Source organism: Tissierella sp. P1, from assembly GCF_002266425.1.
GTDB lineage: Bacteria > Bacillota > Clostridia > Tissierellales > Tissierellaceae > Tissierella > Tissierella carlieri.
In genome coordinates this window covers 310,355-321,286 of the sequence record NZ_NPMN01000001.1, presented here as the reverse complement: position 1 = coordinate 321,286, position 10,932 = coordinate 310,355, and the positions used below count along the sequence as shown (strand labels likewise).

Sequence of the window (10,932 nt, the reverse complement as noted above, 5' to 3'; positions counted from 1 at the left end):
ATCATTACTAATTTACGATTTCTCATTATTACTTCCTCCCCCTTACCATTATGTTACTTAAGCCTTCATAATCAAGCCTATAAACTCCAAATCTTCATTTCCAGTATTTTTTATTGAATGTCCTTCGCCACTTTTACACAAGGTGAAATCTCCTGCTTTAATAGTTATCTCGTTACCGTTATCGCTATAAAGAGCTTCACCTTTAAGTATATAATAAGCCTCTTGCTCTCCTTCATGTTTATGAAATCCTATAGAATTACCTGGTTCTATAATATGCTTTGCATATAATCTACCATGTCCACAGAACTCTTCTGTCTCCAATAGATGTGTTCTATTGATTTCGCCTTCTCCTTGCATTAAGTTCACAACTACATCTTTTCTTAACTCATCTGCTCTTCTCAACATTTTAAAATACCCCCTATTTATTAAGATAATATTTGTACTAACCATGGTGCTAAAAATACAGTTATTAAACCTGCAACACTTATGGCTAATGAACCCATTGCCCCTTGTACTTCTCCTAATTCCATAGCCTTTGCTGTTCCTATAGCATGAGATGCTGTCCCCATGGCTATTCCCACTGAAACTTCATCTTGAATTCTAAACAATTTACATACAGCCGGTCCTATTACATTTCCAGTGATTCCTGTAAGAACTGTAACTGCCACGGTTAAAGCTGGCAGTCCTCCCAGCTGTGCAGCTATTTCTCTGGATATGGCTGCTGTTACAGACTTTGGTACAAGTGATAATGATACAGGTTCAGTTAATCCAAGGATTTTACTTAAATAGAATATACTAATTATTGATATACTACATCCAACTACTATTCCAACTACTACTGGAATACCACTGGTCTTTAACCTTTCTATTTGCTTATATAATGGAACTGCCAAAACTACTGTTGCAGGTCCTAAGAAGAAAGTAATTATACTTCCGCCTTTATTGTAAACCTCATAATCTATATCAAAAGATAATAATAATATTATTATCATACCTATCGCTATAATCAAAGGATTAAATATTGCTTTCTTAGTTTTCTTATTTATAAAAAGTCCTATTTGAAAAGCAATGATTGAAATAACGAATCCGAATATAGGCGTATCTAAATAGGCCATTATTTCATCTCCTCCTTTCTTCTACCTTTTAACGACTGTACAGTTAGCCCTGTAACTGCTATTACTAATGCTGTTGTTAGAATTATGACTGCTAAAATTGGTATCCATTGCTCCTTTATTAAATCTAAAGATGCTATTAATCCCACGCCTCCCGGAATAAATAGAAAAGTTAAATGATCTAGAAAAAATTTAGATACAGTCTCAATTTTCTCCAATTTTACTATTCCAGTAAGTAAACAAATTAATAATATTATCATTCCTAATACTGTAGCTGGAATAGGTATCTTTGTTATCTGCTGAGTAATATGCGCTATAAATAATATTCCAACTATGATAGCTAGCTCTTTAAGAATTTTCATTAATACCACCACCTTATGTTTAATAGATTCTATTTAACTTCATCTTTCCCCCTTTCTGTATTTCTAAGAGATAAATATTTCACATTAATATAGTAGAGTATTATCTTCATATTGATTATATGAAGTTTCCTATTTTTATACAATAATTTTGCTATGAAATGCTAACTATCATAGATAAAATACAAGATTAATTTATTGATTGACAATTAACAAATCAACAATACTAAATCCTTCATTTCCAATATAAAACAAAAACTAGGTAATATCTACCTAGTTCTCTGTTCAATCATTGCTTCCCTTTTTTAATCCAACCAGCTACTTCTACTGTTCTCTTTGCTTGATGTTTTACCGCATCTTTTACATCTTCAATCATATTTCCATCTTGACCTAGGGTAACGGAGGTACCGTAAGGATTTCCCCCTGCTTTATATATTGAGTCGTCAGTATATCCCGGTGGTACTATTATTGCCCCCCAGTGCATCATTGATGTATATAATGATTTTACTGTGGCCTCTTGGCCTCCATGAGCATTTCCTGCTGATGACATAGCTGATACCACTTTATTCGTTAATTTTCCTTGTGACCATATCCCACCTTGCATATCTAAAAATTGCTTCATTTGTGATGGTAAATTCCCAAATCTAGTTGGCATTGAGAAGATTATAGCATCAGCCCAGTCTAAATCTTCTGATGTAGCTACTGGTATATCTTTCGTTGCCTCTACATTGGCTCTCCATGCTGGATTGGAGTCTATAGCAGCGTCTGGTGCTAACTCTTGAACCTTTCGGACTCTTACCTCTGCATCTGCTTCTAAGGCTCCTTCTTCCGCTATTTTCGCTAATTTATAATTTGTTCCTGTTGAGCTATAGTATATTACTGCTAGTTTAACTTTTTCCATTACCATTTCTCCTTTCAAAAATATATGTCAATTTGATATTATCCTTGAGTATTGATAATATACCCTTAAAGAAAAGACACTAAACACTTTTCATACTATACCAGGGTATTTATTGTTAGAAATGATAATAATATTCCAGCTAAAACTGATAAGACTAAATTTCCTTTTATATATGATATAATAGCCGCAATTCCAATACCTATGACAGTTGCTATTTTCATCCCATCAGCAGCAGTCAATACTCCTCTTATAATTAAAATGCTTAGGGAGGTATAGGGTATATATAAGAGGAATTCCTTCAGATTTTTATTTATATTTCTATTGTTTAATAATGCTAATGGTATTAACCTCGGTAGATATGTGACTAGAGTCATACCTATTATTAGTGGCAAATAGCTTTTCATCTTATTCCTCCTCATCTTTCCTAAAGATAACCACTCCTATAGAAGAAGATATAATAATTCCAAAAATTATGTCCCAACCTGAAGTAAATATCTTAGAATAAAATAATATTACATAAACTACTGCTGATATTATAGATAAGAATAAAATATTCTTTGATTTCTTGATTTCGGGAAAAAGCAATGCTGCAAACATTGCATATAATCCTATACTCAAACTAGACTGTAAAGAAGCAGGAAGTATTTCTCCTACTAAATATCCAGCCATTGTACCTAATACCCAAGAACTATAGGCTAATATATTAATGACTAATACAAATGCTAGGTTAATCTTATCTTTATTGAAAGATATTACTGAAAATGTCTCATCGGTAATTCCAAAGGCTACTATTGGCAGAAACTTCTTATTCATATCTTGAAACTCTACTGCTAATGATGCTGACATCATCATATGTCTTAAATTTAGTAAAAATGTTGCAAGTATTATACTGCCTGTAGAGACTCCAGCTCTTATAAAATCTAATGCCATAAATTGACTAGCACCTGCATATACTATCATAGATAAAAGGCTTGTATCTCTAAAGGTCACATCAGTATTCTTTGATAGTAGACCAAAGGCCATGGCTATGGGAAAGTATCCTATTACTATAGGCAATACAGCTACAAATCCTTCTTTTATTTTATCTATTTCAGTCTTTTCTTTAGTCATATGTCCTTCCCCCTTTTGTACTTTACTGTAACAGAAAATTAATAATATTATATTAGTATTCTCACAAAAATTCAAGGAAAATGAAATAAGTATCAAAAATGGTGCCAGGCACCATTTTGATACTTATTCTATTGAATAGTAAATTTGTCTAACTTTTTATGTCAGATAAAAACGGTTTGTTTTTACCTATATATCTCTAGCCAGCAACGCTGCCCCGATGGAGCCTGCATATCTAGCTAATGGACTTGTTTGTACTTTTGTTCCCAGTTTTTCTGAGAGAAGTTCAACAAAGGGTTCTACTTCACATAGTCCTCCTGTTAAAAATATAGTATCTGTAGCACCATGTTTGTGTAAAAGAGCATATACTCTTCCTGTAATTGAGTTTACTATACCTCTGGCTATACCTTCTCTTTTAGTTCCAGATCCTATAAGACTTATAACCTCAGATTCTGCAAATACTGTACACATACTAGTTATATTTATATCTTCTCCTGATAATGCCATTTGGCCTAGTTCATCTATACTAACTCCCAAGGTATTTGCCATTAGTTCTAAAAACCTACCAGTACCTGCAGCACATTTATCATTCATTGTAAAATTAGATACCTTACCTTTGTCTAAAGTAATTATCTTCGTATCTTGTCCACCTATATCTATTACTGTAGAGTCTCTACCTAATAGATAATGAGTTCCTTTACCATGGCAAGTAATTTCTGTAATAGTTTTATTTGCATAAGGTACGGATATTCTACCATAACCAGTAGCTACAACCTTTGATTCGTCTATTTTTATATTTTCTTTCTCTAACCTTTCTCTAATTGTTTTTGAAGTTTCTATACTGCTCCACCCTGTAGGCATAGTGAAATTTTCTATTAGCTTATCATCATTAAACACTGAAACCTTAGCAGCAGTAGAGCCTATATCTATACCAATGTAATGCATTTTTATCATCCTTTACTATTTTGCAGTAGCTGGTCTTTCTATTGTTTCTAGAAAAGCCTCAACCCTTACCTTTACTTGTCCTGTATCTGAATCTGAGTAATCAGTTTCTATTTGGATAAACGGAAGATTCAATTTTTCTTGAACAGATTTCTTAACTGTAAAAGATTCTATATTATATGTGTGGCATGCTTGCCAAGTCAAATCTACTACTCCATCTACATCATATTCCTTAGCTAATCTCTCTATTAAATCTAATCTTCCATTATTATTTGTCATACATGAACAAGGAGTAGAAAGGTATTTTTCTGCTAAAGCAGTTATAGGATCTTTATTTTCATCTACCATAACATCTAATCCCTTATATCCAGTACAATTTTCTAAGGCTACTACAGATGCACCAGCTTCTTCTAAGGCTTTCAATACCTTTTCTGAGCCAGCTCCTATTGGGCAGCCTGTAAGTAATATCCTAGGTGCTGTTTCATCGAAAGCATATATTCCTTTTTCCATTCTATCTTCTATTTCAGCTATTAATCTTTCAATTAAATTAATTCCTGATTCTTTATCTACATTAAAACCTTTTAACCATTGAGCTAACATCATATCCATTCCTGATAATGGTGCTGGTTTATGAGCATTTAGTTTATGTAGTCTCTTCATTGCATCTCTTTCTCTATTCATAAGTTTTATAGCATCTTTTAGTTTTTCATCTGTTATTTCTACTCCAAGCTTTTCTTCTATGAAATTTTTAAATTTAACCATTTCTTTTTTCCATAAATCTAGTGAATCTTCATCGTTTGCAGTTTGTGGCAGATTCATAATATGCATTGGTTTTATTTTTCCCATTAATTCATACATTTTTTTCTTTCCATCACATGTAGTTTCTGCTAAAAGTACATCTGAAAAATAAAAATATGGACATTTATCTGTAATTGCAAACCCATAGCTAGATTTAATTAATGGACATAGATTTCTTGGTAATTCCTTTTCTGCATCTTCAATAGGTGCTTGGGTTGTACCACATAGAGTTACAGGTATTGCATCTGCTGCTAATGCTATTTCTGAAGGTGAAAACACGCAATACATCCCTACAACCTTTTTACCTGCTTCATGGGCTTCTTTGATTTTTACTGAATTTACACCTCTTAAGCCTTCAACTTCTTCCATTATCGATGGTCTCATATTTCACACGCTCCTTTTATAAGATTACATACATATTAAAGTTTATCATGTAAAAAAACCATCTACCAATTATTTTTATCAATAGGTTGATGGTCTTGTATAGGTAATATTAATAAGAAGCAATATGGATACCCGTTAATTATTTCTCTTCAAATAATCATTTATCGCAGCTCGAAGTCCTTTAACTCCTAGGACTGAGCAGTGAATCTTGCTTTGTGGTAGTCCATCTAAGGCATCGATAAGTTCTTTTTCCGTTATGGCTAGAGCCTCTTCTATGGTTTTGCCTTTTGCCATTTCTGTTATCATACTACTTGTAGCTATAGATGCCGTACATCCAAATACTAAAAAGCTAATATCTGTTATTATATTATCATTAACTTTAATATAAATGGTTAAAGAATCACCACATTTTAAATCTCCATAAGTACCTTCTCCGTCAGGATCTTTCATACTACCTACATTTCTTGGGCTCATAAAGTGTTCTATTACTTTCATTGAGTACTCTGAATACAACTTTATCACTTCCTGTTTATATAATAGTGGTTATCATCTTTATTTTACCACAGAATAATATTTTAATATAATAATTTAAACATAAATATCTGAAAACTCTACATGTATTCTTTCCGCATTAAATGTATTTTCTTCATTTTTGGCTATAAAATCATTATCAATAATCTTATCTGGCAATTCTATTATAAACTCAGTTCCTCTGCCAAATTCGCTCTGCACTGATATAGTTCCTTCATGTAACTCAACTAAGGATTTAACTAGAGATAGACCAATTCCAGACCCCTCTGTCCTTCTTCTAAGAGAATTCTCAACTTGACCAAATCTATCAAAAATCATTTCTAGTTTGTCTTCTGGAATGCCTATGCCATTATCCTTCACAGAAATTTTAACTTTTGCCTCTTCATTATAAATATTGACTTCTATCTCTCCTCCCCTTTCCGTAAACTTAATTGAGTTTGATAATAAATTTAACATGATTCTCTCTACCATATCCGCATCAAAAGCAATTATCTTTTCCTCTACATCTGTGTCAAATATAATACTTATATCTTTTAACTTTGTATATTCTACAATAGACATAGTTATATCTTCAACAACCTTTACAATATCATTATTACACAATTTAATTTTAATATGGTTATCCTCAATCTTATTTATATCAATGAAGTTATTAATTAATCTCAATAGTCTATAGCTATTTTGCTTTTGCAGCTTAATATACTTATTAAAAATACCATAAAATTCCTCGTGATTAGTTATATCGGAGCTTTCCAACAACTGTATACTTCCCAATATAATATTTAGCGGTGTTTTAAATTCATGTGATATTGTAGTTAAAAATTCAGATTTTAAATTATTATACTCCTCTTCTTCTTTAGCCTTTATGTCAAGAGCTTCCACCATACTATCAAAGGCTTGTCCAACATCACCTAAGTCATCCTCTTCACTAATACCCGTCTTTACATTTAAATCTCCTGCTTTAACTTTCTGTGCTGCTAATTTTAATTTATCTATTGATTCAGCAAAACCACTGGATAGCATCATAGCTATACTGAAAGATATTATATAAATTAAAACAAATATTAGTATATTTTTTATGGATAACTGTCTTCCACTTGCTAATACTTGTTCTACAGGAGTAGTTACAAAGCTACTCCATCCAATCTCCTTGATAGGATAATCTACTCCCATTCTTTCTACTCCATCTTGTTCAGAATATCTGGAACGTGTTTTAACGATTTCCCCTTTTAATGCTCGTCTTGCGGGTGAATCTTCTCCTGCCTTTCTTTTTTCAACCTGAACATTGTCACCTATAAGTTGATATACAATATTTCCATCTCTATCGACTAATCCAAATGTACTTCCAGCTCCTATTCTATTTATTGGAAAAATATATTTCATATCCTTAGCTTCTATTGTATTGATAACTATACCCTTTAATTCTCCATCATCCCTAATAGCTCTAGAAATAGAAATTATCAATTCACCATTGACAGCACTATATTCCAAACCTCCTATAACCTTCTCTTTTCCACTAATGATCTCCTTATAAGAGTTTCTTCCACTTATATCTATCATCATATCCTTTTCATGTGAACTTATATTCACAATTCCTTCAGGAGTCGACCAATAATAGTGTATCTTAAATAGCTGATTATCTGAAGCAATACTTTTAAGATGATCTTCTATATATTCGCTTCCTCTTTCAGGATGTGCAATCAGAGACCTTCCCAGTATATACTGGCTTGACCATGTTCTCTCTATAAAGTTCATGAATGCTAAATTGATTGCTTCTGCATAATCCTGACATACTTCTAATTCCGTTTCAATACTTGCTTCTACCCCCCTTTTTATTTCTGTAATCTTTAGTATAGATAAAGGTATTAATGTGGTAAAAATCAATAATATTATTTTTAGTTTGATACGATTTATTTTCAATATCATTCCCCCTAGATAACATATTTTTAAAATAAATATATCTCTACTATGGTGCTTTAATTTAATAACATTATAGCAATTCTTGAAATAATTAGCAACGGGTGTTGTTCTAGGGGTAAAATAAAATCAAGAGCGTCATGATTTCTCATGAACGCTCTTGATCTCAAAGGAGGTCTATTTTACAGACCTATTTCTATCATTCCCTTTTCTGTTATTTCTACTCTTACTCTCAATACTTCTTCTAAAAAACTAAAAGGTACATAGGTAGATGAATCTTTAACTTCTGGCGCTGTACCAAGTTTTATTAGCATCTTTGCAAAATTATAATTGTCTTCTCCAATAGTTATAGCTGTCCATTGTGCCCCTTTTGTTAATTCTGCTGTTTTTGATTCATTGTTCCATTTTATCTCATATTCTAGGGCCTCAGCTATATCTCTAAGAGGTAGCATCATAACACCTTTTTCATTTTTATATAGTGACTTATTTAAAGTAATTTCCTTCTCATTGACAATTAATTTATCTAAAACCGTAATCTCTGGTTCTACTTTTACTTCTTCATCCTTACCCATTACAATTATTTTCTCTGGTGTTGTTTGAGCAGGAATACTTTTTGTTGATATGGTATAGAAAATGATTAAATCTTTACCCCCTATAGCTCCCTTTTCTAATTGGTTACCATTTCTATCTATTTTAACTGTTTCGGCATCTACATTTAGCTTTAATGTTCCGTCAGAACTTATCAAATCCTCGTTAAATTTTGATACATGTATAGTTCCTGGTTCTTCAGCTTCTTTTACTACAATAACATCTGGTGTTAATTGTGGTGGCAAACTCATTGTCATTATAGTATTTTTGTCATAATATCCAGAAACAGTCATTCCTTTTTTAAGAGTATCTGAGGTTATGAAATCCTTAGTTTTATCATTTAAAAGAATCACTTCTTCATTTATATGAAATACCATTCCATTATATGGATCACTCTCATCATTTTTTACTAATATAGATAGATATTTTCCATTATTATTTACTTCGGTAATTTTTCCTTCATATTTAATATAATCTGCCATTACTACATCTTCAATTTGATCTACTTTATTAATTGGCGCAGATATGGGGATTATTTCTTTTCCATCAGATCCATTATCAGCTTTAACTGCAATTGGACTCAATGTAATACAAGTTGCCAATGATAATATTATATATTTTTTAGTTTTCTTCATTTCAATCCACTTCCTTTCTCCTACATTCTTAGTATATCAAGGATTTAGTTTGAAATGGTTACATTAGGTTTACAATATGGTTACATTAATTAAATCTTAAATCTTCCAATAACTAATTGTAGGTCTTGTGCTAAGCTTGCTAGATCTTCACTTCCCTTAGATATTTCTCCCATTGAAGCTGTTTGTTCTTCCATTGAAGCTGTTACTTCCTCTGTGGCAGCTGAATTTTCTTCGGCAATTGCTGAAAGATTTTGTAATCCGCTAAGTATTTCATCCTTCATCTTCTCCATCTCTACACTTGAAGAATTTAGTTCATCTACAGTCCTTTCTGTATCTTTCACTGCTTCTGATATTAACATATATTTGTCTTTGCTACTAACAACACTTACCGTCTGCTCTTTAATTATATCTTCTATTCTTTCCATTGTTGTTACTGCATTTTTGGCATTGCCTTGTAACTCACTAACTATTTGATTAATGGAATCCGTAGAATTTGAAGATTGCTCTGCCAATTTTCTAATTTCTTCTGCTACAACTGCAAATCCTTTCCCTGCTTCCCCTGCCCTAGCTGCTTCTATTGCCGCATTTAGAGCTAGTAGGTTCGTTTGTTCTGCTATAGATGAAATTATATTGCTTGCTTCTCCTATCTTATTAGAACTATCATTTGTTTTTAATATTGCAGTATAAATTTCTTTTGTTGCACTATTACTTTCCTCTGTTATATTAGATAATCTTTCAATCTCTACTAGACCATCATCAATAACTTCTATTATCTTACTTGAGCCATTAACTAAATCTTTCATATATGCAATATCCTTCTCGATAATTTCTCCTAATGAAATTGCTTTTGTCGAACCTTCTTCTGTATGCTGTGCCTGTTCAGAAGCACCATTTGATATTTCTTCTGTAGTCCTAGCTACTTCCTCTATAGCAATAGCCGATTGCTGAGTAATAGCCATCATTTCCTCCGATGCAGCTGCGACTTGTTCGGCAGATCTATTTATATCATTTATAATTTCTCTAAGATTATTTGTAATATCTTCTAATCCTTTAGCAAGTCTTCCAATTTCATCTTTTCTTTTAATATACTTTTCCGGTATATTCTCTCTTATATCATAGCTTGCTATTTTCTGTAAATGGTTTATTCCTGCAACAATTGGTTTTGTAATTGCATTCCCTATGAAATATACAATAAATATACCACATATGACGTTAATTATTGTATCCTTTATAATTTTTCCTTGCAAGATTGAAACTATATGTGATGCTTCTCCAAGTTCTGCCGTAAGTATTTTATCCGCCGTCCTTATAGTTATAAGTCCTGTGGAAGTAGCTGCTACTAAAAGTAGAATGGAAAAATAAACAATAAGCTTCACTTTAATACTTTTCATCTAGACACCTCCGTTTAATTTAGCTAATAATTTAATCTATTTATCTGTTGCTTTCCTCTCTAGGCATGTTATATGTATGACAAAGATTGTATTTCTCATAAGGTTTATTATATATTTTATTACAATTACTGGCAATACTTGACAATTTACGATATTTATGTATAAACATATAATATAATCCTAGATACCATCTATACCTTTATTGTCTTCTTCTAAAACCCACATATTATCAGCAGTATAGAGCAAACCATCTTCTAATTTCTTTTA

At 32.0% G+C, this 10,932-nt stretch carries 12 protein-coding genes; all 12 read right to left on the bottom strand.

Translation table 11 applies throughout. From position 1 onward, the window contains the following. Positions 1-57: 57 nt before the first annotated feature. Positions 58-405, bottom strand: a complete 348-nt coding sequence (locus tag CIW83_RS01510; protein WP_094898900.1) for a cupin domain-containing protein — start codon at positions 403-405, stop codon at positions 58-60. Between the two features lie 20 nt (positions 406-425). Further along, positions 426-1,115, bottom strand: coding sequence for an LrgB family protein (locus CIW83_RS01505; protein ID WP_094898899.1), 690 nt, complete (start codon positions 1,113-1,115; stop codon positions 426-428). Further along, on the bottom strand, positions 1,115-1,474 hold the full coding sequence (locus tag CIW83_RS01500; RefSeq protein WP_094898898.1) for a CidA/LrgA family protein: 360 nt from the start codon (positions 1,472-1,474) through the stop codon (positions 1,115-1,117). Before CIW83_RS01500 ends, CIW83_RS01505 begins: the two co-directional genes overlap by 1 nt. A gap of 286 nt (positions 1,475-1,760) precedes the next feature. Then, complete coding sequence (gene wrbA / locus CIW83_RS01495) at positions 1,761-2,372, bottom strand: NAD(P)H:quinone oxidoreductase (protein WP_094898897.1); 612 nt, start codon at positions 2,370-2,372, stop codon at positions 1,761-1,763. Between the two features lie 95 nt (positions 2,373-2,467). Further along, on the bottom strand, positions 2,468-2,776 hold the full coding sequence (locus CIW83_RS01490) for an AzlD domain-containing protein (protein WP_094898896.1): 309 nt from the start codon (positions 2,774-2,776) through the stop codon (positions 2,468-2,470). 1 nt (position 2,777) lies between these two features. Then, on the bottom strand, positions 2,778-3,482 hold the full coding sequence (locus CIW83_RS01485; RefSeq protein WP_094898895.1) for an AzlC family ABC transporter permease: 705 nt from the start codon (positions 3,480-3,482) through the stop codon (positions 2,778-2,780). A gap of 186 nt (positions 3,483-3,668) precedes the next feature. Further along, positions 3,669-4,424 carry an acyl-CoA dehydratase activase gene (locus tag CIW83_RS01480; RefSeq protein WP_094898894.1) on the bottom strand — a complete coding sequence of 252 codons (756 nt, stop codon included), beginning with the start codon at positions 4,422-4,424 and terminating at the stop codon, positions 3,669-3,671. A gap of 15 nt (positions 4,425-4,439) precedes the next feature. After that, a complete protein-coding gene (locus CIW83_RS01475; RefSeq protein WP_094898893.1) occupies positions 4,440-5,603 on the bottom strand; it encodes a double-cubane-cluster-containing anaerobic reductase in 1,164 nt (387 codons plus the stop codon). 135 nt (positions 5,604-5,738) lie between these two features. Next, the gene (locus tag CIW83_RS01470) at positions 5,739-6,098 is read right to left on the bottom strand and encodes an iron-sulfur cluster assembly scaffold protein (RefSeq protein WP_094898913.1); all 360 of its coding nucleotides are present in this window, start codon (positions 6,096-6,098) and stop codon (positions 5,739-5,741) included. A 93-nt stretch (positions 6,099-6,191) separates the two neighbouring features. After that, positions 6,192-8,054 carry a sensor histidine kinase gene (locus CIW83_RS01465; RefSeq protein WP_158219978.1) on the bottom strand — a complete coding sequence of 621 codons (1,863 nt, stop codon included), beginning with the start codon at positions 8,052-8,054 and terminating at the stop codon, positions 6,192-6,194. Positions 8,055-8,233: 179 nt separating this feature from the next. Next, on the bottom strand, positions 8,234-9,274 hold the full coding sequence (locus tag CIW83_RS01460; protein ID WP_094898891.1) for a stalk domain-containing protein: 1,041 nt from the start codon (positions 9,272-9,274) through the stop codon (positions 8,234-8,236). A gap of 89 nt (positions 9,275-9,363) precedes the next feature. Further along, entirely contained in the window at positions 9,364-10,665 is a 1,302-nt protein-coding gene (locus tag CIW83_RS01455) for a methyl-accepting chemotaxis protein (protein WP_094898890.1), read from the bottom strand. Between the last annotated feature and the right edge of the window lie 267 nt (positions 10,666-10,932).

Bases quoted from the DNA above. Each gene is read 5' to 3' on its own strand.
- CIW83_RS01475 (WP_094898893.1), bottom strand. From the start codon at position 5,603: ATGAGACCATCGATAATGGAAGAAGTTGAAGGCTTAAGAGGTGTAAAT.
- CIW83_RS01485 (WP_094898895.1), bottom strand. From the start codon at position 3,482: ATGACTAAAGAAAAGACTGAAATAGATAAAATAAAAGAAGGATTTGTA.
- CIW83_RS01505 (WP_094898899.1), bottom strand. From the start codon at position 1,115: ATGGCCTATTTAGATACGCCTATATTCGGATTCGTTATTTCAATCATT.
- CIW83_RS01480 (WP_094898894.1), bottom strand. From the start codon at position 4,424: ATGCATTACATTGGTATAGATATAGGCTCTACTGCTGCTAAGGTTTCA.
- CIW83_RS01510 (WP_094898900.1), bottom strand. From the start codon at position 405: ATGTTGAGAAGAGCAGATGAGTTAAGAAAAGATGTAGTTGTGAACTTA.
- CIW83_RS01460 (WP_094898891.1), bottom strand. From the start codon at position 9,274: ATGAAGAAAACTAAAAAATATATAATATTATCATTGGCAACTTGTATT.
- CIW83_RS01500 (WP_094898898.1), bottom strand. From the start codon at position 1,474: ATGAAAATTCTTAAAGAGCTAGCTATCATAGTTGGAATATTATTTATA.
- CIW83_RS01490 (WP_094898896.1), bottom strand. From the start codon at position 2,776: ATGAAAAGCTATTTGCCACTAATAATAGGTATGACTCTAGTCACATAT.
- wrbA (WP_094898897.1), bottom strand. From the start codon at position 2,372: ATGGAAAAAGTTAAACTAGCAGTAATATACTATAGCTCAACAGGAACA.
- CIW83_RS01455 (WP_094898890.1), bottom strand. From the start codon at position 10,665: ATGAAAAGTATTAAAGTGAAGCTTATTGTTTATTTTTCCATTCTACTT.
- CIW83_RS01470 (WP_094898913.1), bottom strand. From the start codon at position 6,098: ATGAAAGTAATAGAACACTTTATGAGCCCAAGAAATGTAGGTAGTATG.